Origin of the sequence: Sphaerisporangium krabiense (assembly GCF_014200435.1) — a bacterium.
GTDB lineage: Bacteria > Actinomycetota > Actinomycetes > Streptosporangiales > Streptosporangiaceae > Sphaerisporangium > Sphaerisporangium krabiense.
Genome location: NZ_JACHBR010000001.1, coordinates 2,135,690 through 2,158,381, shown reverse-complemented (window position 1 = coordinate 2,158,381; position 22,692 = coordinate 2,135,690). Strand labels below are relative to the sequence as shown.

Below are 22,692 nucleotides of genomic sequence, written 5' to 3'. Positions count from 1 at the left end.
GATGAAGGCGAAGGTCCTGGAGCGTGGCCGCTCCAGGACCTTCGTGATCATGAGCCCTGCGGGTGGGGCAGGGTCACCACCAGAAGTCGGTGAGCTCCCAGATGGGGAAGCCGAAGTCGAACCCGCCGTCCCAGCCGCTCCAGTTGCCGCCGCCGTGGCCGCCCCACTTGCCGTGGCCGCCGCCCCAGTTGCCGCCGCCGCCGTCCCAGCCGCTCCACTTGCCGTGGCCGTGTCCGCCGTGGCCGCCCCACTTGCCATGGCCGCCGCCGCCCCAGCCGCCCCACTTGCCGTGTCCGCCGCCCTCCCAGTCGCCGCCGGTCGTGACGGCGGCGGAGGCGGTGGCGCCGGTGGACGTCGCGGCGCTCAGCCCCACCGCGCCACCGGTGAGCGCGACCGTGACGGCGAGCGTTGCGGCGAATTTCTTGATGCCGGGCATTGCGTATCCCCCTTGATGTCGGGTCCCCCTATGAAGGCATTTATCGCTTGTATCGAGATAAATGCGCGGGTGACTCGTCCAGAGCCTGCCCATCTAGGGTCTTTCCAGGGCGATGCCCGGCAAACGACGACAACTGCCTCTTGGTCGCTATTTAGCCTCTCATTATGTCATTCGCTAGTTATAGCCGGATATGTCCGAATAGTTCGAATAGTTCGAATGGGTGACCGGGGTGCGCGGCCGCCCCGGGAGTCGGCACACCCGGGGCCGGCGAAGACCGTGTCCCGGGAGCCGCGCGCCTCCCGACTTTGCCTTGGTAGTGCCTCTGACCAGCGGGTATGTACGTCGATGCGTGGGACGCGTGGGCGGATGATCACTGCTGGTTCCCGTCTCGGCACCCGCGGACGACGTCTCGTCCACAGGCCCAGGGCCGGTGCGGTCCATTCGGCGGGGGAGGGGAGGATGAACGCCAGGCACGGACGTTCGATCACCCGCCGCATCACCGTGTTCACCGGTCTGGTGGCCGCCGTCCTCTCCACGCTGATGGCCGTCGCGCTGATGGCCGCCCTCCAGCGTTACGCCACCGCCAAGCTCACCGAGGAGGTCCGCGCGACCGCGGGCCGCGTGGCGCTCAAGGCGGAACACGGGCAGGTGGATCCCGTGCTCACCGTCCGGCCGTTCCGCGACGTGCAGATCGTCGATCAGCACGGCCGGGTCGTGGCGTCCACCCCCGCCCTGCGAGGAAAGCCCCCGATGGCGACGTTCACCCCCGACGGCGAGGGCACCCGGGCCCAGGTCGTCTGCGGAGGAGCCGCCGGGCGGGACCGGTGCTCCATCGTCGTGGCGCAGTCCGCGCACCGGCCGGGTGGCGACTGGATCGTCTACACCGCCTCGCCGCGACCGCCCCTGTGGACCGACCCGGGGCTGGCCGCCCTGGTGGGGGCCTCGGTGGTCCTGCTGACCCTCGCCGTCGCCTATCTCGGCAACAGGATCGTCACCAGGTCCCTGCGGCCGGTGGACGCGATCCGCACGGAACTGGACGAGATCAACGCCTCCTGTCCCGGCCGCCGCGTGCCCGCGCCGTCCGACACCGAGATCCACGACCTGGCCGACAGCATCAACCACACGCTGACCCGGCTCCAGGGCGCCATGGAGCAGCAGCGCCAGTTCGCCTCCGCCGCCTCCCACGACCTGCGAAGTCCCATCACCGCCATGCGCGCCGAGGCGGAGGACGCCATGCTGGCGCCCCGGCAGACCAGCGTCCCCGCGCTGGCCGGCGCGATCCTGGAGGGCCTGGACCGACTGGAGTCGATCGTCTGCGACCTGCTGACCATCGCCCGGCTGGAGTCCGGAGTGCCGGCCGAGCGCGACCCGGTCGACCTGGTCGAGATGGTGGTGGAGGAGTGCAGGATGCGCCACCAGACGACCAAGAAGATCATCTGCCACCTCGAACCCGGCGTGGTGGTGCTCGGCGACCGGATCCGCCTGGGCCGGCTGTTCACCAACCTCCTGGACAACGCCGACCGGCACGCCGAGAGCATGATCACGGTCGTGGTGGCCCACGGCGACGCCTCCGGCGAGGGCTTCCCGCACGGCGCCGCCGTGCTGGAGGTCCTCGACGACGGCCCCGGCATCGATCCGGACAAGCGTGAGCTGGTCTTCCAGCGGTTCGCCCGGCTGGACCAGGCCCGGGCCAAGGACGCGGGCGGCACCGGCCTGGGCCTGGCGATCGCCCGCCAGATCGCCGAGTCCCACGGCGGCACCCTCCGCATCAAGGACAGCCCCACCGGCGCCCGCTTCGTCCTCCGCCTGCCCCGCCACCCCGACCACTCGACCCCCGCGGCCCGGGCCGGCTCCTGACCGCGCGACTCCCGGCGCCTCACGCGCCGTCCGAGCGCACGGTCGAGGCGATGGCGAAGAGGGAGCCGATCGTGTAGAGCATGGCGACCAGGGAGAAGACGGTCTCGGGGGGGAGGGTTTCGAGGGCCGGGGCCGTCAGCGCCAGGCCCAGGGCGCCGGCCCCGAGGATGAGGGTCGAGAAGGCGGACATGCCCTGGGTGCGCAGGGCGGGCGGGGTGTGGTGGGTCTGCATCGCGGTGCCCGGGCCGTTGATGAGCCCGAGGGCCGAGCCGGCGAGCAGGAGCACCACGCCGACGGTGACGGCGTGGGTGTCGATCGCGAGCACCCAGAGGATGGCGGGTTCGAGAACGCAGCCCGCGATGATCAGGCGAGAGGTGGTCCAGCGGGGCAGCAGGATCAGCACGAGGACATTGCCGGCGACGGCGCCCGCGCCGAACAGCATGAGGAGCAGCCCCGCCGTGCGCGGGTCGCCGCCGTACCGCAGGAAGGCCATGATCGGGACCGCCGCCAGGACGATCTGGACGGCCATCTCGCACACGCACTGCGCGATGGTCCACGGACGCAGCACACGGTCGCGCACCAGCAGGAGGAGGCCGGAGAAGACGGCCGGCGGCGCGCTCTCGGCGGAGGACGGCTGTTTCCCGCGGAGGAAGAACGTGATCAGGAGGTAGGACGCGAAGAAGCTGGCCGCGTCGATGATCAAGGCGCTGGAGGCGCCGGAGGTGGCGACGAGCATGCCCGCGACGGCGGGCCCGAGCAGGGACGCGGTCCGGGTGGCGCCGATGAGCAGCGCGTTCGCCTGGGAGAGTGCCTGCTGGTCGTCCCGGACGAGATCCGGCAGCAGGACCCGCTGCGCCGCGTGGTACGGCGTGAAGAACGACCCCACGAGGAAGACGATGGTGAGCAGGACGGGGAACGACAGCAGGTGCGCCGCCTGGAGGACCGGCACGAGCAGGATCAGAGCCCCGCGCGTCAGGTCGGCGATCTGCATGGTGCGCCGGGGCGTGAGCCGGTCGGCGAGCGGTCCCGCGGGAATGCCGAAGATCGCCATGGCCGCCATCTGGGTCGCGAGGACGGCGCCCATCTGGCTGGTCGACCCGGTCGCGGTCAGGACGAACCACGGGAGCGCCAGCCGGGTGACGTAGGTGCCCGCGACCGAGATCACTTCGGCGAGCAGGAGGGCCGTCAGGGATCTCCGCCGGGCGCGGCGGGCGACGTCCTCCTCCGGAATCATGGTGACGACCTGCCCGCGGGTCCGACTGCGTTCAGCGCGTTTCTCCTCCGGACTAACACATTCGCGGCAGAAGACCACCGTCCTGTGCGAACCGGTGTCAAAGAGATGCGGCCCCGCCCCGGGCGGACACGGCGCCCGCGCCGGTGGTCACCGTGCCGTCCCTGCGGTCGCCGGGCGAGCTGGCCTGCCGTTTTGTCGGTGGCGGCGCCTAGTGTGGGGCCGCAGGAAACGCGACGAAGGAACAGACGAAGGAACAGAAGGTGCCATGACCACTCTGCCCGACCGGCCGAACGCCGCCCTGCTCGTCATCGACGTCCAGAACGGAGTGGTGGCCGACGCCCACGACCGCGACGGCGTGATCGCGAACATCAGGACCCTCGTCGACAAGGCCCGCGCCGAGGACGTGCCCGTGGTCTGGGTCCAGCACTCCGACGAGGGTCTCCCGCGCGACAGCGACGCCTGGCGGTACGTGCCCGAGCTGCCTCATGGCGAGTCCGAGCCCGTCGTCCACAAGAACTACGGCGACTCCTTCGAGGGCACCGACCTGGAGGCCGTGCTCGCCGAGCGCGGCGTGGGCCGGGTCGTCGTCACCGGGGCCCAGACCGACGCGTGTATCCGCGCGACGATCCACGGGGCCATGGTCCGCGGGTACGACGTGACGCTCGTCGGCGACGCGCACACCACGGAGGACCTGACCAAGTACGGCGCGCCGCCCCCCGACCAGGTGATCGCGCACACCAACCTCTACTGGAAGTACCAGAACGCCCCCGGCCGCCAGGGAGGCACCGTCGACACCGCGGACGTCGCCTTCGCCTGAGCCGGCACGCCGGCCGGCCTCCCGCCCGACGGCCAGGGGACAGGTGGCCGTCCGGCGGGGCCGGGAGGGGTCACGCCGGTCGTTCGGTGGGGCGTGGGGGGACGGTGAGGGCCATGAGCCAGCCGACGAGCACGACGGCCGCGGTGCCCATGAACGCCACCTCGTAGGAGTACGCGGCCGCCAGCGCGCCCGCCACCAGCGGGCCGACGGTCATGCCGAGGTCGGCGGTCATCTGGTACCCGGCCACGACGGTGCCGCCGCGTCCCTGGGTGACGTCGCCCACGGTGGCCGCGCCGCCCGTGGTGCAGAAGGCGGTGCCGAGCCCGATCAGCGCGAACGCGGCGAGGTAGGACGGGAGCGTCTGCCACGCCGTCACCATGGCGAGGCAGCACAGGATCAGCCCCTGGCCGAGCAGCAGGGACGGCCGGCGTCCCCACAGGTCGGCCATCCGCCCGGCGAGGGGCAGCGCCGCGGCCTGCACGACGGCTCCCACGGCGAGACCGGCGCCGATCCAGGTCGGGCTGGCCTTGATCACCACCAGCAGGTACAGCGGCAGCACCGAGACCCGCACGCCGAACACGGCCCAGCCGAGCGCGAAGTTCGAGCTCAGCGCGGCCAGGTAGGGCCGCTGCCGCAGCGCCTGCCCCAGCGTGACGCCCTGCGGGGCCGCTTCCGCACGCGGCGCCGCGGGCGCGACCAGCGCGGCCCGCGCCAGCGCGACGGCCGCGATGGCGCCCGCGACGGCCACCGCCACGCCGTACACGAAGAACGGCAGGCGGGGGGACACGCCGAGCAGCCCTCCGCCCAGGGCGGGGCCGGTGACCGTGCCGAGGTAGTAGCCGCCCTGGAAGTAGCCGGTGGCCCTTCCCCGGTGCGAGGCCGGGGTGACCCGCAGCAGCATGTTCATGGCCGACACGGTGTACAGCGCCGAGCCGACGCCGCACGCGCCCCGGAAGATCAGCAGGAGCGGGTAGTTCCAGGAGAGCCCGGCGAGGATGCTGGTCGCGGCGAGCATCGCCATGCCGGTGAGCAGCACCCGGCGTTCGCCGAAGCGGTTGACCAGCCGCCCGCCGGGCAGGCCGGTGGCCAGGCGCATGAACGCGAACGCCGAGACCACCGCCCCGATGGCCGTGCTGCCGACCCCGAACTCCCCGGCGAACACGGGGATCGCCGGGGACTGGATGCCGAACCCGACCGCCACCGTGAACGCGACGACGGTCAGGATCTTGACCTCGCGGGGCAGCTCGCGGAAGCCGCCCACCTAGGATCGCCGCCTGGCGACCTCGTCGAGGAGTTGTGGCACCACCTCGAAGAGATCGCCGACCACGCCGTAGTCGGCCAGTTCGAAGATGGGCGCCTCGGGGTCCTTGTTCACCGCGACGATGGTCTTGCTGGTCTGCATCCCGGCGCGGTGCTGGATCGCCCCCGAGATGCCGACGGCGAGGTAGAGCTGCGGCGACACCGTGGCCCCCGTCTGCCCGACCTGGTGGGAGTGGGCGTACCAGCCCGAGTCGACCGCGGCGCGCGAGGCGCCGACCGCGCCGCCGAGCGCGTCCGCGACCTGTTCGATCAGCGCGAACTGCTCGGCTCCTCCCATGCCGCGGCCGCCGGCGACCACGATGTCCGCCTCGGTGAGCTGCGGCCTGCCGGTGCTCTCCCGGGCGGCGCGCGACACGATCCGGGTGCGGCGGTCGGCCTCGTCGAGCGGGAGGGCGCTGCGGGTGACGGACGGCGTGACCGGGGCCTCGGCGGGCGCGACGGCGTTCGGCTTGACCGCGATGATCGGCAGGCCGCGCGCCACCCGGGACGTCACGGTGTAGGAGGCGGCGAAGGCCCACTGGGTGACGACGGGGCCGTCCGGACCCGGCCGGACGTCCACGGCGTCGGTGAGCACGCCGCCGCCGAGCCGGACGGCCAGGCGCGCCGCGGTCTCCTTGCCGTCCGGGGTGGACTCGACGAGCACGGCCGCCGGCGACACCTCCGCGGCGAGCTCGGCCAGGGCGCGCACCCAGGCCACCGGATACTCCTCCAGCTCATCGGACTCGACGACGTGGACCCGGCGGGCGCCGTAGCGGCCGAGCGTCGCGACGACGCCCTCGTCGGCCGTGCCCGCGCAGACGGCGACCGGGTCGCCGAGCTCGCGGGCCAGCGTGAGCAGTTCCAGACCCGGTTTGCCGACCTGTCCCGCGACGTGCCCGACGAGCACGAGAATCTCTGACACTGCCGTCCCTTCTTCAGATGAACTTGCGCGTGGACAGGAAGCCGGCGAGCGAGCGCCCTCCCTCGCCCTCGTCCTTGACGATGGTCCCGGCGGTGCGGGCGGGCCTCGCGGTGATGTCCTCGACCACGGTCCTGGCCGCGGCGCCGACCTGGTCGGCGGGCACGCCGAGGTCGGCGAGGGTCCAGGTCTCCAGGGACTTCTTCTTCGCCGCCATGATCCCCTTGAAGGACGGGTACCGGGGGTCGCCGATCCGGTCGGTCACCGACACGACGGCGGGCAGCGCGCCCTCCATCCGCCGGATCTCTCCCGCGGCGTCGCGCCGGATCCGCACGGCGCCGTCGGCCACGCTCACCTCGCCCGCGAAGGTGAGCTGCGGCATGTCCAGGTGCTCGGCGAGCATGGCCGGGACCAGCGAGGTGCCGCCGTCGGTGGAGGCCATCGCGCACACGACGAGGTCGGGCGCGAGGCGGCGCAGCGCGGCCGCAAGGACGAGCGCGGTGGCGGGCCCGTCGGACCCGGCGATCGCCTCGTCGCTGACGTGCACCGCCGCGTCGCCGCCCATCGCGAGCGCCTTGCGCAGGGCCTCCGCGGCGGCGGGCGGCCCGGCGGTCAGGTGGGTGACGTGCGCGCCGGGCACGGACTCCACGACGCGCAGCGCCTGCTCGACGGCGTACTCGTCCAGTTCGGAGAGCTGCCCGCCCGCGCGGTCGACCCGGTGGCCGGGGGTGAAGCGCGGCTGGGAGGCCATGTCGGGGACGTACTTGACGCAGACCACGATCTTCATGCGGTCACCGGCCCCGGAAGACGGGGGCGCGCTTCTCGACGAACGCCGCGGCGGCCTCCTTGTGGTCGTCGCTGACGAAGGTGCCGCCCTCCAGGACCAGCCCCAGGTCGAGCAGCAGGTTCATCCGCTCCCGCAGGATCTTGTTGACCGTCGTCTTCGTCCCCTGCACGGCGAGGGGAGCGCAGGCGGCGAGCTTGCGCGCGACGGCGGTCGCCTCGTCCACCAGGCCGTCGGCGGGCACGGCGCGCAGGGCGAGGCCGAGCCGCGCCGCCTCCGCGCCGTTCACCCGGTCGCCGGTCATCAGGTAGTAGCGGGCCGCGCCGAGCGGCATCGCGAGCGGCCACGCCACGGCGCCCCCGTCGCCGGCGACCAGCCCGACCGCCACGTGGGTGTCGGCGAACTGGGCGTCCTCGGCGGCGATCACGACGTCGCAGAACAGCGCGATCGTCGCGCCGAGCCCCATCGCGTACCCGTGGACGGCGGCGACGATCGGCTGCGGGACCGACAGGATGGTCTCCAGGATGTGGCGGCCGTGCAGGAGCTGGTAGACCTGCTGGCCCGCGCTCGGCCCCGCGGTGTCTTCTGAGTCCTCGGCGCGTACGGCCATCTCCTTGACGTCCCCGCCGACGCAGAACGCCCGGCCCTCGCCGCGCAGCAGGACGGCCCGCACGGACGTGTCCGCGCCGATCTCCGCGAGCGCCTCGGAGAGCTCGCGCTCCAGGCCGCCGCCGATCGCGTTCAGCCGTTCCGGACGGTTCAGGGCGATCGTGGCGAGCCCGTCCTCCACGCTCACCAGCAAGGTCTTGTAGCCGCTCATCTGTCCTCCTTGGTAGCGGAAAGCCGGTTCACCATCTCGGCCCGGGCGCGCCGGCGTCCGGGGTCGGCGACGGCGCGGGCCTGCGCGCGCGCCTCCTCGTCCAGCAGGTCGGCGAGCCCGTGGGTGAGGCCGTGGTCGAGGAGCCCCTTGGTCAGCCCGACCGCCGCGCCGGGCATGGCGGCCATCCGGTGGGCCAGCTCGGCCGCGGCGGGCAGCAGTTCTTCCTGCGGGACCACGCGCGAGACGAGTCCCCAGCTCAGCGCCTCCTCGGCGTCCACGGCCCTGCCGGTGGCCAGCCACTCGAACGCGCGGGCGTAGCCGAGCAGCCGGGGCAGGAAGTAGGCGCCTCCGGCGTCGGGCACGAGCCCGACCGTGGCGAAGGCGGGCACGAACTTGGCGGTGGCGGCGGCGATCCGCACGTCGGCGGCGGCGGCCAGGGACAGCCCGGCCCCGGCGGCGGCGCCGTTCACCGCGGCGATCACCGGCTTCTCCAGGGCGCCCATCGCCAGCACGTGCGGGTGGTAGGTGTGCCGCAGCCCGGAGCTGCCCGGCTTGCGGGACGGGTCGGGCGGCGTGCGCAGGTCGGCTCCGGCGCAGAAGCCCTTCCCGCTGCCGGTCACGACGACGGCCCGGACCTCCGGGTCCGCCGCCTCGTGCCAGGCGTCCGCGAGCGCGAGCAGGGTGTCGGCGTCCAGCGCGTTGAGCACGTGCGGGCGGTTCAGCGTGACGGTCAGCACGGGGCCGTCCCGCTCGGTGATCACCGTGCTCACAGGGTGTCCCGCCCGCCGAGGATCGCGGTGACCTGGCTGGAGAGCTGCCCGCCGTTGCCGTGCGCGACCGCGACCGACACGCCGGGCCGCTGCCGCTCGCCCGCCTCCCCGCGGATCTGCCGGGTGGCCTCGATGAGGGGGAAGATGCCGTACATGCCCGGGTGGCAGTAGGACAGGCCGCCGCCGTTGGTGTTGACCGGCAGCTCCCCGCCCGGCGCGATGCGCCCGCCGGAGACGAAGTCGCCGCCCTCGCCCTTCTTGCAGAACCCCAGATCCTCGAGGAACAGGATGGTGTTGATGGTGAAGGCGTCGTAGAGCTGCACCATGTCGACGTCCTCGGGCCCGAGGCCCGCCATCGCGTACGCGCGGGCCGAGGACTCGGTGGCGGCCGTGACGGTCAGGTCGGGCATCTGCGAGATCGCGCGGTGCCAGTGCGCCTCGCCCGCGCCGAGCAGGTACACCGGCGGGCGCGGCAGGTCCGCGGCGCGCGCCGCGCTGGTCACCACGACCGCCCCGCCGCCGTCGGTGACCAGGCAGCAGTCCAGGGTGGACAGCGGGCTGGACACCATGCGGGCGGCCAGGACGTCCTCGACCGTCAGCGGGTCGCGGGCGAACGCCTTGGGGTTGAGCCGCGCCCACTGCCGCGCCGCGACCGCGACCTCGGCGAGCTGGGCGCGGGTGGTGCCGTACTGGTGCATGTGCCGTGCCGTGGCGAGCGCGTACCCGGTGATCGGCGGGCGCGGCCGGTAGGCGGCCTCGTAGGAGGGCAGCTCGGGCGGGCCCATGGCGAGCCGGCCGCGCCCGCTGTCGGAGCGCGCCGTGCTGCCGTAGACGATCAGGGCGACGTCGCACGCCCCGGCCGCGATGGCCAGCGCGGCGTGGTGCAGGTGCGAGACGAACGAGCTGCCGCCGACCATGGTGCCGTCGGTGTAGCGGGGGCGCACGCCGAGGTACTCGCCGACGTCGAGCGGGGCCATGCCGCGCCCGGCGATGGCGCAGAACAGCCCGTCCACGTCCCGGGTGGTCAGGCCCGCCTCGGCGAGCGCGGTGCCGGCGGCCTGCGCCGCCAGCTCGATGGCGTACCGGTCCTGGCCCACCTCTCCGAGGTCGGACTCGGCGACCCCCACGATCGCCGCGGCGCCTCGCAGATCGCGGGGGCTCATGACGCATCCTCTCCTTCCGCGGCTTCCGCCGCCGTGCACACGACCCGGGGGCCGGAGGGGCCGTCCTGTTCGACGTGGGCGCGCACGCGCATCCCGATCGGCACGTCGGCGGCGGGGGTCTCCACGACGGTGCTCATCATCCGGAAGCCCTCGTCGAGGTCGACGAGCACGACCGGGTACGGGTCGGCGTCCCGCGGCGCGATGACGCTGGTCGAGTAGACGGTGCCGAGCCCGGAGCTCTCGCTCCAGCGCAGCTCGGTGGCCCCGCAGGCCGGGCAGATCACCCGGGGCGGGAACACGGCGGTCAGGCATCCGTCGCACGTCTGGAACGGCACGCTCCCGGCGGCGAGCCGGTCCAGGTACTCCCGGTGGGGCGCCGATCCGGTCACGGCCGCCTCGTGGCGGGGGGTCACGGCCGCCTCGCTGCCGGGCGCGGTCATGGCCGGTCTCCTTCCGCCAGGGCGAGCGCGGGGGCCGGGTAGGCGGCGGTCGCGCCGCCCCGGAGCACCAGCCTGCGCTCGCGGCCCGCGGCCTCGGTGTGCACCTCCAGGCTCGCCTCGACCTCGGTGCCGCCGTCCTCGGCCGTCCCGGTGCGGAGCACCTCGCCGCTGAGCACGAGCGTGTCGCCCGGCCACACCTGGCCGACGTACCGGACCGTGAACCGGCGCAGGTTGCGGCGGCCGAGCCACGAGGCGGCGTACCCGGCGAGGACGCCGGCGGTGAGCAGCCCGTGCCCGAAGACCGACGGGTACCCGGCGGAGCGGGCGAAGGTCTCGTCGTGGTGGATGGGGTTGAAGTCGCCGCCGGCTCCGGCGTACCGGACGAAGTCGGTGCGCGTCAGCGGCCCGACGCGCCGCTCCGGTGCCACCGTCCCCGGCGCCGTGTCCGGCACTGTGTCCGGCGCTGTGTCCGGTGCTGTGTCTGGTTCTGTGTCGGGTGCTGTCACTGCTCCCCCATTTCGATCACCGTGCTGCGCATCCGCATCACGGTCTCCTCGCGTTCGTTGACGAATTCGTGCTCGGTGATCATCAAGGTCATCGGGCCGCGGCTGCCGGTCTTCTCCTGTACGTCGGCGATGCGCGACCGCACGGTGAGCACGTCGCCGGCCACGATGTCGCCGAGGTACTCCCACTCCGCGCCGCCCGCCAGGACCCGGCGCAGGTCCAGCCGGAGCACGTCCACGTCCCGGACCGCCCAGTGCGAGGTGACGGCGGAGAAGGTGGGCGGCACCGGCAGGTGCCGGTATCCGGCGGCCCGCGCCGCCTCGACGTCGTGGTAGACCGGGTCCTCGTCCTTGACGGCGAGGGCGAACTCGCGCACCTTGCCGTGCTCCACCGGGAACGTGTACGGGGTGTACGCGTGCCCGACCAGGTGGCGACGGTCAGTCATGGCGCACCACGATCAGCGCGTCCGCGGCCAGCACCGCGTCGTCGGCGACGCGCAGCGGGTTGACGTCCACCTCGGCGACCTCGTCGAGTTCGAGCGCCAGCGCGCCGAGCCCGGTCATGATCTGGGCGGTGGCCTGGAGCTCCGCCTCCGACAGCCCGCGCCGCCCGGTGACCAGGCGCCCGCCGAGCAGCCGGCCGAGCGCCGCCACCGCCGCGTCCACGTCGAACGGCGGGCGGAGCAGCACGGCCTCGCTCAGCACCTCCACCAGCACCCCGCCGAGCCCGACCGCGACCATGGGCCCGAAGACCGGGTCGCGCTGCACGCCGCAGGTCAGCTCGAGCCGGGCGGGCGCCATCTGCTGGACGAGCACGCCCTCGACCTCGGCGTCCGGGGCCCGGCGGGCGACCTCCTCCAGCATCTCGCGGTAGCCGTCGCGCACGGCGTCCGGGCCGCGCAGGCCGAGCCGGATCGCCCCGGCGTCGGACTTGTGCGGCAGCCGGTACGACATCACCTTGATCGCCACGGGCCCGCCGATGCGCGCCGCCGCCTCGACCGCCGCGTCCACGTCGGCGACCAGCTCCTCGCGGGTCACCGGCACGCCGTACATGGCGAGGATGCTCTTGCCGGTCGACTCCAGCAGCGTCGTCTCCTCGCCCGCCGCCGCGATCAGCTCGCGCGCCCGTCGCACACGGTCGCCGTCGGCGGCGAAGGAGTCCGGGTCGGGCGGCACCGGGCCGCGGGCCGACAGGCGGGCGAGCGCGCCCAGCGAGGCCATCGCCCGGCGCGGGTCGGTGAAGGTCGGCACCCCGGCCCGCTGGAACTGCTCGGACCAGGCGGTGGACAGGATCGCCACCGGCTTGGCGGTGTTCCGGTACATCTCGACGATCGCGTCGTTGGCCGGGCCCGGGCCCGCCCAGGTGACGGCGGCGACCATGTCGCCGGACGGGCTGGCCGCGACCTTGTTCAGCACCTTGCGGTAGGCGTCGGGCATCGCGGTGGTCTGCGCGGTGGTGTCCACCGGGTTGGAGGTGCTGCCGTAGAACGGCACCGGCATGTCGGCGGCCAGCGCCGCCTGCTCCTCGGCGGGCAGCTCGGGCACCGACAGGCCCGCCTGCCCGCCCTCGTCGGCGAGCAGCACGCCCGCGCCGCCGGAGGACGTCATCACGATCACCCGGCCGCCGGCCGCGCGGCGGCCGTCCTGGAAGATGGTGCCGAGGTCGAGCAGCTCCTCCATGGTCGAGGCCACGAACACGCCGTACTGGCGGCAGACCGCGTCGAAGACCTGGGCCGAGCCCACGATCGAGGCGGTGTGGCTCATCGCGGCGCGGGCGGCCTCGTCCGAGCGGCCGGCCTTGAGCAGCACCAGCGGCTTGTCCAGCTCGGCGGCGCGGCGGGCGGTCGCCATGAAGATCTCGGGGTCGCGCAGCGTCTCGACGAACGACAGCAGCACCCCGACCTCGGGCCGCTCCACCAGGTGCCGCAGCACCTGCGCCACGTTCACGTCGGCCTCGTTGCCGGTGGAGACGAACCAGCCGAGCCGCAGCCCGGCGAGCACGGCCTTGCTGGTGATGTAGGAGCCGAAGCCGCCGCTCTGCGAGACGAGCGCCACGGGACCGGACTCGGGGAGCGGCTGATCCGGGGTGATCATGAAGTTGGCCATCACGCCGCCGTGCGTGTTCATGTACCCGATGCAGTTCGGGCCGATCACGCGGATGCCGGTCTCCTCGGCCACCGCGGTCAGCCGGTCCTGGAGGGCGCGGCCCTCCGGCCCGGCCTCGGCGAAGCCCGAGGTGATGACGGTGGCGCCGCCGATGCCGTGGGCGGCGCACTCGGCGACCACGTCCACGACGGCGCGGGCGGGCACCGCGATCACGGCCATGTCGACGCCCTCGGGCAGGTCGCTCACGCTCCGGTAGGCCGTCCGGCCCTGGACCACGTCGTCCTTGGGGTGTACCGGGTGGACCTCGCCGGGGAAGGCGCGCAGGAGGTTGCCGAAGACGGTGCCTCCGATGCGGGTAAGGCTGTTCGACGCGCCGACCATGGCGATCGACCGGGGGGAGAGCAGGCGGTCGAGTGCGGGCCGGGCGTGGGGCGCCGGGGACGGCGGGGGCGGCGGCGGGGGCACGGTCATGGCTCGGGTACCTCCTGATGGTGCGGTGATGCGTCCAGCTCGCGAAGGAGCGAAGCGGTGTGCTCGCCCAGGCCGGGGGCCGGGGCGGGGTCGGGCGCGCCGTATCCGCTGAACCGCAGCGGCTGGCGCACGTAGCGGCGGCCGTCGCCGCCGTTCAGCGCGCGGATCGCCTGCCGGGCGCGCACGTGGGGGTCGTCGGGGATCTCGCGCAGCCGGTGGACCGGGCCGGCGGGCACCCCGATCCGGTCGAAGAGCTCCTGCCAGTGGGCGTAGGTCCGGGTGGACAGCGCCTCGGACAGCAGCCCGGCGAGCGTGCCGCCCTGCGCCGCACGCTCGGCCTGGGTGAGCCCGGCGTACGCGGTGAGGCCGGTCGCCTCGCACAGCAGGGCCCAGAAATGGTCCTCGAAGCCGATGCCGAGCGCGATCAGCCGCCGGTCCGCGCAGCGGTAGAGCCCGTATCCGGGCTCGGGGCCGGGCTCGGGGGCCGGGGCGCCGGAGCCGTTGAGCACCGGTTCCAGCCGCAGGGACATCACCGACAGCAGGGCCTCGTGGGTGGACAGGTCGACGTGGGTGCCGCGGCCGGTGGCGGCCCTGCCGACCAGGCCGGCCAGCGCGCCGAGCGCCGCGTAGAGGGCGCCGACGATCGCGCCCGCCTCCAGCTCGGGCGGCGGATGGACCGCTCCGGGCCGGTCCACCAGCCCGTCGAGCAGGCCCGCCGCCGCCTGGTACATCAGGTCGTGCCCGGCCCGGTCCCGGTACGGCCCGTCCTGGCCGAAGCCGGAGAGCGACACGTAGACCAGGCCGGGATGGCCGGCGCTCAGGCGCGGGTACCCGAGGCCGTACCGTTCCATGGTGCCGGGGCGGAACGCCTCGACCAGGACGTCGGCCGTGCCGGCGAGCCGGCGGGCGGTCTCCTGGTCCTCGGGGGCCTTGAGGTTCAGGGCCACCGAGCGCTTGCCCCGGTTGAGCGCGGCGAACATGACCCCCTGGAGGCGGGCGCCGTCGCCGGTGCCCGGCCGCTCGACCGTGACCACGTCCGCGCCGAGGTCGGCGAGCAGCGTCGTCGCGTACGGCCCCTGGTAGAGCGGCGCGAACGTGACGATCCGCACGCCGCTCAGCGGGCCACTCGGCGTCACCGTCAACGCACCATCATTCCGCCGCCGTCCACCGAGATGACCTGGCCGGTGACGTAGCTGGCCGCGTCGGAGGCCAGGTACAGGAAGGTCGGCGCGATCTCCTCGGGCTCGGCGTGGCGGCGCAGCGGCAGCCGCTTGACGCCGTCGGCGAAGCGCGGGTCCGTGCGGATCTTGAGCGTCATCTCGGTGGCCGCCGCGGGCGCGACCGCGTTGACCAGGATGTTGTACCGGCCGAGCTCGCGGGCGGCCGTGCGGACCATGCCGAGCATCCCCGACTTGGCGGCCGCGTAGTTGATCTGGCCGATCGAGCCGTTCTGCGCGGTCGAGGAGGAGCTGAAGATGATCCACCCGCGCTGCCGCTCGATCATGTCGTGTACCACGGCCTGCAGCCAGTAGAAGGAGCCGTGCAGGTGGACGCCCATGACGACGTCCCACTCCTCCTGGGTCATCTTGTGCAGCATCGCCGGGCGCGTGACGCCCGCGTTGTTCACCAGGACGTCGATCGGCCCGTAGGCCGCCTTCACGGCCGCGGCCGCCTCGTCCACCGCGGCCCGGTCCGACACGTCGCAGGTCACGGCCATCGCCTGGCCGCCCGCCTCGCGGATGCCCGCGGCCACCTTCTCCGCGTCGTCCGTCTTGACGTCGACCACCGCCACCCGGGCGCCCTCGCGGGCGTACAGCTCGGCGACCGACCGGCCGATGCCCTGCGCGGCGCCGGTGACCACGGCGACCTTGTCCTTCAGCAACATGGTGCGTTCCTCTCAATTGTTGCCGGTGGTCAGGCGTTCGCCCGACCGGCCGAGGTAGACCTCGCGGATCACCGCGCCGTCGTCGAAGGCGGACTTCGGGCCGGTGGTGATGATGCGCCCGTTCTCCATGACCGCGACGTCGTCGGCGATCGCCAGCGCGTGCTCGATCCGCTGCTCGACCAGCAGGATGGACAGGCCCTCGTCGCGCAGCGCCGCGACCATCTCCAGGACCTCGTTGACGATGGCGGGCGCGAGGCCCGCGGAGGGTTCGTCGAGCATCAGCAGCTTCGGTCCCGGCATCAGGGCCTGGCCGATGGCCAGCATCTGCTGCTGGCCGCCGGACAGGCTGCCCGCCGGTTCGCGCCGCCGCTGACGCAGGACGGGAAAACGTTCGTAGGCCTTCTCCAGCGCCGTCCCGCGCGCCCCTCCGCGCAGCCCGAGGCCGCCGAGGCTGTATCCGCCGAGGAGCAGGTTCTCCTCGACGCTGCGGGCGCGGAAGACCCGCTTGTTCTCCTGCACGAGGGCGAGACCGGCCCGCACCCGCCGGTGGGCGGGGGCGCCGCTGAGGTCCCGCCCGTCGAGCTCGACGCGGCCCTGGCTCACGGTGGGCAGCAGCCCGGCGATGGCGGACAGCAGCGAGGTCTTCCCCGCTCCGTTGCGCCCGAGCACGACGGTGATCCGGCCGGGCCGCACGGCCACGTCCACGTCCCACAGGACCCGCAGGTCACCGTATCCACCGGTGACGCCGGCGACGGACAACATCACTTGGCTCCCTTCGGCGTGGCGGGCCCGTCGGCGGCCTGGAGGTCCGCCACCGAGTCGAAGGCGTCGGGGGCGTCCCCGCCGTCGGTCGCGCCGGTGTACTCGGCGAGCACCCTGCGGTCGTTCTGGATCTGCGCCGGGGTGCCGGAGGCGAGCAGCCGCCCCTGGCTGAGCACGTGGATCCGGTCGGACAGCTTGAGCACGAGCGGGAAGTTGTGCTCGACGAGGATCACCGTCCCGCCGGCCTCGCGGATCATCCCGATGGCCCGTTCGAGCACTTCGAGGTCGCTCTCGTCGAGGCCGGAGCCGACCTCGTCGAACAGGAACACGCGGGCGCCGGAGGCGAGGCAGCGGGCCACCTCGACCAGCCGCCGGGTGCCGAGGGCCAGCGAGTCGACCTGCTGGTGGGCGACGTCGGCGATGCCGACCAGCCGCAGCAGCGCCATGGCCCGCGCGTCGTCGGTCGCGTACCCCTTGCGGAAGCCCGGGAGCCGCAGGATCGCGGGCAGGATGCCGACGCGGTGGCTCACGTACCTGCCGGTCGCGACGAACGCGAGCGTCGTCATGTGCGCCGGGATCAGCGGGGTCTGGAAGGTGCGGGCCACGCCGTGCCGCGCGATGCGGTACGTCGGGTGGCCGCCGATCTCCTCCTCGCCCAGCAGCAGCCGCCCGGCGGACGGCTTGTAGAGGCCGCAGATGAGGTTGAGCATGGTGGTCTTGCCCGAGCCGTTCGGGCCGATGAGCGCGGTGACCTCGCCGGGCCTGGCCTCGATGGTGACGTCGTCGAGCGCCCGGTTGCCGCCGAAGGACTTGCCGAGCCCCTCGCTGCGCAGCGTCACGCCGTGCAGCGGTTCGAGCCGTGTCTCGACCTCGCCGGCCGGTTCGGCGGCGACGGTGGCCGGGGCGGGGGTCGGCAGCCAGCCCCTGCGGCGGACGGCGGCCAGGCCGTCCTGGGCGAGGCCGGCGAGCCCGCGGTTGAACGCGATGCCCGCGATCAGCAGGAACGCGCCGTAGATGACGAGCTGCCAGGTCTGGAACTGGGTGAAGGTCTGCTGCCCGAGCTGCATCACCGCCGCGCCGGCGATCGCGCCGTACACCGAGGTCGCGCCGCCGACGACGGACGCGGCGAGCACGCTGAGCGCGAGCGCGAAGGTGAAGGTGTCGGGGGCGATGAACCCGTCCAGCATCGAGAACAGCGCGCCGGCCAGCGCCGCGGGGATCGCGCCGACGACGTACACCAGCAGCTTCAGCCGGTACACCGAGACGCCGAGCACCGAGGCCAGGATCGGGCTCTGCCGCAGGACCAGGAACATGTTGCCGTGCCGCGAGAGCAGCAGGTTGCGGGCGACCGTGAACCAGGCGGCCACGACCAGGATGATCAGCCAGTAGAGCCGGTCGCCGACGATCTCCATGCCGAACAGGGTGGGGACGGCGGTGGCCATGCCGAGCGTGCCGCCGGTGAACCCGGAGAAGACGTCGACCAGGTTCGGCACCAGCGTGACCAGGAAGAACGTCACCATCGCCAGCGACCAGCCGCCGAGGCGCAGCCCGGGTATGCCGGTGATGAGACCGACCACGACCGCGGCGAGGGTGGCCCCCAGCAGCGAGAACAGCACGTTCGTCATGCCGAGCTCGACGCCGAGGTAGCCGGCGACGTAGGCGCCCACGGCGTAGAGCGCGACCTGTCCCATGGCCAGCTCGCCGGCGTAGCCGAGGACGACGTTCAGGCCGCTGACCAGCAGGCTCAGGATCGCGATCAGCATCACCGTGCGCGACCAGTAGCCGTTGAGCAGGCCCGCGGTGGGGGCGATGAGCAGCAGGGCCAGCAGGAGCACGACGCCCAGCGGCCGGTACCGGTGGAGGAGGGCGTTCATGGGCTACACCCGCCGTTCGAGCGCGGCGCCGAACAGGCCGCGCGGTCGCAGGAACAGGATCAGCAGGAACGCCGCGAACACCACGATCTGCGGGTAGGCCGCGCCGATGTACCTGGCGGCGAACGCGTACACGAGCCCGGTGGCGAAACCGCCGATCAGGCCGCCGAGCTGGCTGCCCGACCCTCCGATCGCGATGGCCACGAACCCGAACAGCGCCAGGTCGTGCCCGAGGTCGAAGACGGCGTACGTGCGCGCCCCGACCAGCAGGCCGAACACTCCGGCGACCGCCCCGGCCAGGGCGAAGGCGCCCACGCCGAGGAGCCGCACGTTGATGCCGCGCGCCGAGGCCGCGTCCCTGTCCTCCGCGGAGGCCAGGGAGGCGAGGCCGGTGAGCGTGTGCCGGGACCACAGGTGCAGTCCCACGCCGACGACGAGCGTGAAGCCGATCAGCGCCAGGTCCACCGGCCGGACGGTCCCGCCGAGCAGGTCGAGCGGCCGGTCGGGCAGGACCGACGGCACGGTCAGCGGCTCCCTGCCCCAGATGACCGCGGCCAGCCCGTCCAGGATGGTGGCGGCGCCGACCGTGGTGATCAGCGTGCCGTGGCTGTCGCTGCGGCCGAGGAGCGGACGGATGGCGATCCGCTCCTCGATGAGCGCGATGGCCGCCACGCCGATCATGGCGAGCAGCACGGTCGGCAGCACGGGGAGCCCCAGCGTGACCGCCCCGGTGTAGGCCAGGAACGTGCCGACCATCAGCAGCTGGGCGTGCGCGAAGTTGAACGTCCCCGAGGCGAGGAGCACGATGTTGTACCCGATCGCGATCAGCGAGTAGATGGCGCCCGTCGCCAGTCCGGCCCATACGGTCGTCATCGCGACCTCACGCCTTCTCGGGCGCGTAGAAGCCCTCGCCGTTGTAGACGCCCGGCGGGACGTACTGGAAGGTCTCCTCGCTCGTGGTCGGGAAGTGGTTCGCCGGCGAGTACTTGAACTGCACGTACTGCCCGGCGGGTCCCGCGGCGTACCAGAGCGGCGCGCCCGAGGGCTGCGGCAGGTTCTCCAGGGTGGCCTTGACCTTGTCGGACTCGGTGGTCTTGGCCTGCTGCGCGGCGTAGGCGACGACGGCGAGGGCGTCGTGCCCGGTGGCGTAGAGCCCCCAGCCGGTGTTGCCGATGCCGCCGGCCGCCGGGCTCTTCTTGATCTGCTCGACGAAGGCGCCCAGGTTCGGGTGACGCTCGCTGTCCTCCAGCGTCGCGCTGGAGACGACCACGAACACGTTCTTGAGCTGGTCGGCCTTCAGGTTCTTCATGTACGGGAAGCCCGAGGCGAGCTGGTCGCAGAAGGACGGGATGTCCCAGCCGATCTGCGCCCGGCTGCGCATCACGTACAGCGCCGCGGTGCCGTACCCGTTGAGCACCAGCGCGTCGGGGTTCTGCGCGCGGAGCTGGTTGAGCTGCGAGGTCATGTCCAGCGCCGTGGCCTCGTAGCGGGCCTCGACGAACTCCATGCCCGCGCCCTGGACGGCCGCCTTGTAGATCTCGGCCGAGCTCTGGCCGGTGGCGTCGTTGGAGTAGAGCATGCCGATCTTCTTGTAGCCCTTCTCCTTCGCCGTCCGGATCAGCGCGGGCGCGTAGTCCTTGCCGGGCGAGGAGACCCCGAAGTGGTAGGGGAACTTCTTCGGGTCGTTCAGCAGCGTGCTGACCGTGCCGCCGATCGAGAGGATCTTCTGCCTGCTCAGGATCGGCAGCAGCGAGAGGGAGACGGCGCTGGAGCCGCCCGGGTAGACCAGGTCGGGCTTGGATCCCGAGGAGAGCCGCTGCTGGAGGAGGCTGACCGCCTTGGTCGGGTCGTTCTGGTCGTTGGCCGTCTCGACCACGACCTTGCGGCCGTTGATGCCGCCGGCGGCGTTCAGCTCCTCCGCCGCGATCTTGATGCCCGCGTCCAGGCTCGCGTTGTTCGTGGAGATCGCACCGGAGTAGTCCCCGGTGAAGTAGACGACGAAGGGCTTGTCGGCGCTGTCACCGGACGCGCCGTCGCTCCCCTCGCCGCCGCACGCGGCCACGGAGAACGCGAGCAGTGCGCTGAGCGATATCGCGGAAAGACGGATGTGGCGTGATCTCATGACGGCCTCCTCGGCCGGGCGATGCGACTGAATGGTGTTCAGGAGGAGGGGCGCGCGCGACGGGCCGCGCGAGCCCTGGGGGATGGTCGGGAAAGGTGATCGCGTACGGCGCGGCGTGCGCGCCGCCGACCACATGAAGATCACGGAGTGGGCCCGGCACCCTGGGCCGGGGCGCCGTCACCCGGACCGGGGGAAGGGGCCGGGCGCGGCCGGGGTCCCGCGGATCAGCGCGGCATGTCGAGCATGCGCGCGATGATGTTCTTCTGGATCTGCGCCGACCCGCCGTAGACGCTGACGGGGCGGGAGGTGAAGTAGGAGCTGAGCCAGCCGGCGGCGACGCCGGTCATCTCGTCGGCGCCGAGGATGTCCATCGCCAGGTGCTGCAGGGACTGCTCGGCGTCGGCCCACAGCAGCTTCGCGACCGAGCCCTCAGGCCCCGGGGCGCGCCCGGAGACCCGCATCGAGAGCTGTTCCATGCAGTTGAGACGCAGCACCTCGCCCCGCACGTACGCGCGGGCCAGGGCCTTGCGGACCTCCTCCTTCTCCAGCAGGCCGCGCTCGGCCGCGAGACCCTCGACCTTGCGCAGCGTGCGCCGGTAGTTGGCGATGAACCCGATGTCGGCCGGGCCCCGCTCGTAGGCGACCGTGGTCATCGCGATCCGCCAGCCCTCGCCGGGGGCGCCGAGCCGCTGCTCCACCGGGATCCGCACGTCGTCCCAGAACACCTCGGCGGTCTCGGCCTCGCCGCTGGCGATCACGATGGGCCGTACCGTGACCCCCGGCTCGGTCATCGAGACCAGGAAGGCCGAGATGCCCTTGTGCTTGGGGACGTCGGGGTCGGTCCTGGCCAGCAGCAGGCACCAGTCGGCGTACTGGCCGCCGCTCGTCCACATCTTCTGCCCGTTGACCACGTAGTGGTCCCCGTCGAGCCGCGCCGCCGTGCGCAGCGAGGCGAGGTCGGACCCGGCCTCCGGCTCGCTGAAGCCCTGGCACCAGCTCGCCTCGCCGGACAGCAGCGGCGGCAGGAACCGCCTCTTCTGCTCCTCGGAGGCGTACATGAAGATGGCACGGCCGATGTAGCCGACGGACGGCAGCGGAGGGGCGCCCAGGTTGCCCGACTCCTCGTTGAGTATCGCGTCGTACACCGGGCTCAGGCCGCGCCCGCCGTACTCCACCGGCCAGCTCATCCCGACGTACCCGGCGCGGTAGAGGGTGCGGTGCCAGTCCTTGCGGAGCCTGACCGACTCCTCCTCGTCCTCGATCTTGTCCCAGCCCGCGGGGATGGTGGCGGTCAGCCACTCGCGCAGGGTCGCGCGGAACTCCGCCTCCTCGGGGGTGTCGCGGTAGTCCATGGTCACTCTCCCGTCAGCCGGACGTCGGCGATGCGCACCAGTTGGACGCCCTCGTCTCCGAGGACCTGGCGGTCGGTCAGGGCACGCCGCGTGTGGACGTGCGCGATGTGCTCGTAGGTCTGGCCGATGCCGCCGAACACCTGCATGACGGTCTCGGTCACCTCGCGCGCCACGAGGGCGGCCTGCGTCTTCGCGGTGCGTGCCGCCAGCAGCGCCTCCGCCACGTCCAGCTCGTCCACGGCCCAGGCCGCGTAGTTGGTCGCGCTCGCCGACGCCTCCGCCTGCACGTACGCCTCGGCGCACAGGTGCTGCACCGCCTGGAAGGAGCCGATCAGCACGCCGTACTGGACGCGCTCCTTGGTGTAGGCGACGGCCCTGGCCACGGCGGCGCGCATGACGCCGACGATGTCCGCGCTGATCACCGTCAGCGCGAGCGCCTCCCAGCGCAGCAGCGCCTCGGCGGAGAGGGGGCTGCCCACCGGGGTGAGCCGGGCCCCGTCGATCGGGCCGTCGGAGCGCAGCAGCGTGCGGGTGAGGTCGGAGCCGGCCGCGGGGGCGAACCCGGTGTCCAGCGATACCCGCACCACCTGGTGCCCGTCGGGTCCGGCGGTCAGCGCCAGCGCGTCCGCGGCGCCGTCGGCGTCCCAGGCGTACACCGTCTGGTCGCCCGGCAGCACGGCCAGGGCGGACAGGTCGCGGTCGAGCAGCACCGTGGTCCTCGTGTCCCCTTCGGACAGGGCCTCGGCCTCGTCGTGCGCGCCGGCCAGGGCGAGCAGCTCCGTGGCGAGCACGGCCGACCCGAGGTAGGGCACCGGTACCAGGCCCGCGCCCAGCCCCTCGGCCACCACGGCGACCTCCACGCCCGAACCGACCGGGCGCCCGTCGTCGTCCCGGGTCCGCAGCGCCAGCAGGCCGGCCTGCGCGAGCGACCGCCAGGCCGCGGCGCGGTCCAGGGTGTTCAGGTCACTGGGGTTCGACGGGCCGGCGGAGCCGGCGATCTGGGCGGCCACGTCTTTGAGCATTTGCTGCTCGTCACTGAGTAGAGCGAGCACTACAGCACCTCCCATGCCCCCTGCGACCA

At 73.1% G+C, this 22,692-nt stretch carries 22 protein-coding genes; 2 read left to right on the top strand and 20 right to left on the bottom strand.

All coding sequences use genetic code 11. The features are described 5' to 3' along the window. Positions 1 to 73: 73 nt before the first annotated feature. Positions 74 to 436 (bottom strand): hypothetical protein, encoded by a 363-nt coding sequence (locus BJ981_RS09325; RefSeq protein ID WP_184609945.1) that lies wholly within the window; start codon positions 434 to 436, stop codon positions 74 to 76. A gap of 459 nt (positions 437 to 895) precedes the next feature. On the opposite strand from BJ981_RS09325, the gene BJ981_RS09320 reads away from it, so the two are divergent. Then, entirely contained in the window at positions 896 to 2,293 is a 1,398-nt protein-coding gene (locus tag BJ981_RS09320; protein WP_184609943.1) for a sensor histidine kinase, read from the top strand. Positions 2,294 to 2,312: 19 nt separating this feature from the next. Here the strand turns inward: BJ981_RS09320 and BJ981_RS09315 are convergent, their stop codons facing one another. Then, positions 2,313 to 3,527, bottom strand: a complete 1,215-nt coding sequence (locus tag BJ981_RS09315; RefSeq protein ID WP_184609942.1) for an MFS transporter — start codon at positions 3,525 to 3,527, stop codon at positions 2,313 to 2,315. A gap of 265 nt (positions 3,528 to 3,792) precedes the next feature. Here BJ981_RS09315 and BJ981_RS09310 point away from each other — a divergent pair, with 265 nt between their 5' ends. Next, positions 3,793 to 4,344: an isochorismatase family protein gene (locus BJ981_RS09310; RefSeq protein WP_184609940.1), complete on the top strand. Its 552-nt coding sequence runs from the start codon at positions 3,793 to 3,795 to the stop codon at positions 4,342 to 4,344. Between the two features lie 70 nt (positions 4,345 to 4,414). Here the strand turns inward: BJ981_RS09310 and BJ981_RS09305 are convergent, their stop codons facing one another. The 18 genes from BJ981_RS09305 to BJ981_RS09220 form a co-directional block, all read right to left on the bottom strand. Then, on the bottom strand, positions 4,415 to 5,605 hold the full coding sequence (locus BJ981_RS09305) for an MFS transporter (RefSeq protein WP_184609938.1): 1,191 nt from the start codon (positions 5,603 to 5,605) through the stop codon (positions 4,415 to 4,417). Continuing rightward, entirely contained in the window at positions 5,606 to 6,565 is a 960-nt protein-coding gene (locus BJ981_RS09300) for an electron transfer flavoprotein subunit alpha/FixB family protein (protein WP_184609936.1), read from the bottom strand. It abuts the gene before it with no gap. A 13-nt stretch (positions 6,566 to 6,578) separates the two neighbouring features. Then, on the bottom strand, positions 6,579 to 7,349 hold the full coding sequence (locus BJ981_RS09295; RefSeq protein ID WP_184609934.1) for an electron transfer flavoprotein subunit beta/FixA family protein: 771 nt from the start codon (positions 7,347 to 7,349) through the stop codon (positions 6,579 to 6,581). 4 nt (positions 7,350 to 7,353) lie between these two features. Next, complete coding sequence (locus BJ981_RS09290; protein WP_184609932.1) at positions 7,354 to 8,166, bottom strand: enoyl-CoA hydratase/isomerase family protein; 813 nt, start codon at positions 8,164 to 8,166, stop codon at positions 7,354 to 7,356. After that, entirely contained in the window at positions 8,163 to 8,936 is a 774-nt protein-coding gene (locus BJ981_RS09285) for an enoyl-CoA hydratase/isomerase family protein (RefSeq protein ID WP_184609930.1), read from the bottom strand. The genes BJ981_RS09290 and BJ981_RS09285 overlap by 4 nt, the downstream gene beginning before the upstream one ends. Continuing rightward, on the bottom strand, positions 8,933 to 10,099 hold the full coding sequence (locus tag BJ981_RS09280; RefSeq protein ID WP_184609928.1) for an acetyl-CoA acetyltransferase: 1,167 nt from the start codon (positions 10,097 to 10,099) through the stop codon (positions 8,933 to 8,935). The genes BJ981_RS09285 and BJ981_RS09280 overlap by 4 nt, the downstream gene beginning before the upstream one ends. After that, the gene (locus BJ981_RS09275; protein ID WP_184609926.1) at positions 10,096 to 10,539 is read right to left on the bottom strand and encodes a Zn-ribbon domain-containing OB-fold protein; all 444 of its coding nucleotides are present in this window, start codon (positions 10,537 to 10,539) and stop codon (positions 10,096 to 10,098) included. The genes BJ981_RS09280 and BJ981_RS09275 overlap by 4 nt, the downstream gene beginning before the upstream one ends. Beyond that, the gene (locus tag BJ981_RS09270; RefSeq protein ID WP_184609918.1) at positions 10,536 to 10,991 is read right to left on the bottom strand and encodes a MaoC/PaaZ C-terminal domain-containing protein; all 456 of its coding nucleotides are present in this window, start codon (positions 10,989 to 10,991) and stop codon (positions 10,536 to 10,538) included. The genes BJ981_RS09275 and BJ981_RS09270 overlap by 4 nt, the downstream gene beginning before the upstream one ends. A gap of 50 nt (positions 10,992 to 11,041) precedes the next feature. Beyond that, positions 11,042 to 11,488, bottom strand: coding sequence for an FAS1-like dehydratase domain-containing protein (locus tag BJ981_RS09265; protein ID WP_184609916.1), 447 nt, complete (start codon positions 11,486 to 11,488; stop codon positions 11,042 to 11,044). After that, positions 11,481 to 13,619, bottom strand: a complete 2,139-nt coding sequence (locus BJ981_RS09260; RefSeq protein ID WP_184609914.1) for an acetate--CoA ligase family protein — start codon at positions 13,617 to 13,619, stop codon at positions 11,481 to 11,483. Before BJ981_RS09260 ends, BJ981_RS09265 begins: the two co-directional genes overlap by 8 nt. Continuing rightward, a complete protein-coding gene (locus BJ981_RS09255; RefSeq protein WP_184609912.1) occupies positions 13,616 to 14,755 on the bottom strand; it encodes a CaiB/BaiF CoA transferase family protein in 1,140 nt (379 codons plus the stop codon). Before BJ981_RS09255 ends, BJ981_RS09260 begins: the two co-directional genes overlap by 4 nt. Positions 14,756 to 14,757: 2 nt before the next feature. Continuing rightward, a complete protein-coding gene (locus BJ981_RS09250; protein ID WP_184609910.1) occupies positions 14,758 to 15,504 on the bottom strand; it encodes an SDR family NAD(P)-dependent oxidoreductase in 747 nt (248 codons plus the stop codon). A gap of 12 nt (positions 15,505 to 15,516) precedes the next feature. After that, positions 15,517 to 16,266: an ABC transporter ATP-binding protein gene (locus BJ981_RS09245; RefSeq protein WP_184609908.1), complete on the bottom strand. Its 750-nt coding sequence runs from the start codon at positions 16,264 to 16,266 to the stop codon at positions 15,517 to 15,519. Next, a complete protein-coding gene (locus tag BJ981_RS09240; protein WP_184609906.1) occupies positions 16,266 to 18,140 on the bottom strand; it encodes a branched-chain amino acid ABC transporter ATP-binding protein/permease in 1,875 nt (624 codons plus the stop codon). The genes BJ981_RS09245 and BJ981_RS09240 overlap by 1 nt, the downstream gene beginning before the upstream one ends. Positions 18,141 to 18,143: 3 nt before the next feature. Then, complete coding sequence (locus tag BJ981_RS09235) at positions 18,144 to 19,010, bottom strand: branched-chain amino acid ABC transporter permease (RefSeq protein ID WP_184609904.1); 867 nt, start codon at positions 19,008 to 19,010, stop codon at positions 18,144 to 18,146. A 7-nt stretch (positions 19,011 to 19,017) separates the two neighbouring features. Next, positions 19,018 to 20,259, bottom strand: a complete 1,242-nt coding sequence (locus BJ981_RS09230; RefSeq protein ID WP_184609902.1) for an ABC transporter substrate-binding protein — start codon at positions 20,257 to 20,259, stop codon at positions 19,018 to 19,020. A gap of 224 nt (positions 20,260 to 20,483) precedes the next feature. Then, complete coding sequence (locus BJ981_RS09225; RefSeq protein WP_184609900.1) at positions 20,484 to 21,611, bottom strand: acyl-CoA dehydrogenase family protein; 1,128 nt, start codon at positions 21,609 to 21,611, stop codon at positions 20,484 to 20,486. 2 nt (positions 21,612 to 21,613) lie between these two features. Further along, positions 21,614 to 22,633: an acyl-CoA dehydrogenase family protein gene (locus BJ981_RS09220; RefSeq protein WP_204070662.1), complete on the bottom strand. Its 1,020-nt coding sequence runs from the start codon at positions 22,631 to 22,633 to the stop codon at positions 21,614 to 21,616. Positions 22,634 to 22,692: the final 59 nt, after the last annotated feature.

Excerpts from the sequence above, each read along its gene's own strand:
- BJ981_RS09325 (WP_184609945.1), bottom strand. The coding sequence starts at position 436 with ATGCCCGGCATCAAGAAATTCGCCGCAACGCTCGCCGTCACGGTCGCG.
- BJ981_RS09320 (WP_184609943.1), top strand. The coding sequence starts at position 896 with ATGAACGCCAGGCACGGACGTTCGATCACCCGCCGCATCACCGTGTTC.
- BJ981_RS09315 (WP_184609942.1), bottom strand. The coding sequence starts at position 3,527 with ATGATTCCGGAGGAGGACGTCGCCCGCCGCGCCCGGCGGAGATCCCTG.
- BJ981_RS09310 (WP_184609940.1), top strand. The coding sequence starts at position 3,793 with ATGACCACTCTGCCCGACCGGCCGAACGCCGCCCTGCTCGTCATCGAC.
- BJ981_RS09295 (WP_184609934.1), bottom strand. The coding sequence starts at position 7,349 with ATGAAGATCGTGGTCTGCGTCAAGTACGTCCCCGACATGGCCTCCCAG.
- BJ981_RS09290 (WP_184609932.1), bottom strand. The coding sequence starts at position 8,166 with ATGAGCGGCTACAAGACCTTGCTGGTGAGCGTGGAGGACGGGCTCGCC.
- BJ981_RS09280 (WP_184609928.1), bottom strand. The coding sequence starts at position 10,099 with ATGAGCCCCCGCGATCTGCGAGGCGCCGCGGCGATCGTGGGGGTCGCC.
- BJ981_RS09275 (WP_184609926.1), bottom strand. The coding sequence starts at position 10,539 with ATGACCGCGCCCGGCAGCGAGGCGGCCGTGACCCCCCGCCACGAGGCG.
- BJ981_RS09265 (WP_184609916.1), bottom strand. The coding sequence starts at position 11,488 with ATGACTGACCGTCGCCACCTGGTCGGGCACGCGTACACCCCGTACACG.
- BJ981_RS09260 (WP_184609914.1), bottom strand. The coding sequence starts at position 13,619 with ATGACCGTGCCCCCGCCGCCGCCCCCGCCGTCCCCGGCGCCCCACGCC.
- BJ981_RS09250 (WP_184609910.1), bottom strand. The coding sequence starts at position 15,504 with ATGTTGCTGAAGGACAAGGTCGCCGTGGTCACCGGCGCCGCGCAGGGC.
- BJ981_RS09245 (WP_184609908.1), bottom strand. The coding sequence starts at position 16,266 with ATGTTGTCCGTCGCCGGCGTCACCGGTGGATACGGTGACCTGCGGGTC.
- BJ981_RS09240 (WP_184609906.1), bottom strand. The coding sequence starts at position 18,140 with ATGAACGCCCTCCTCCACCGGTACCGGCCGCTGGGCGTCGTGCTCCTG.
- BJ981_RS09235 (WP_184609904.1), bottom strand. The coding sequence starts at position 19,010 with ATGACGACCGTATGGGCCGGACTGGCGACGGGCGCCATCTACTCGCTG.
- BJ981_RS09230 (WP_184609902.1), bottom strand. The coding sequence starts at position 20,259 with ATGAGATCACGCCACATCCGTCTTTCCGCGATATCGCTCAGCGCACTG.
- BJ981_RS09225 (WP_184609900.1), bottom strand. The coding sequence starts at position 21,611 with ATGGACTACCGCGACACCCCCGAGGAGGCGGAGTTCCGCGCGACCCTG.
- BJ981_RS09220 (WP_204070662.1), bottom strand. The coding sequence starts at position 22,633 with ATGCTCAAAGACGTGGCCGCCCAGATCGCCGGCTCCGCCGGCCCGTCG.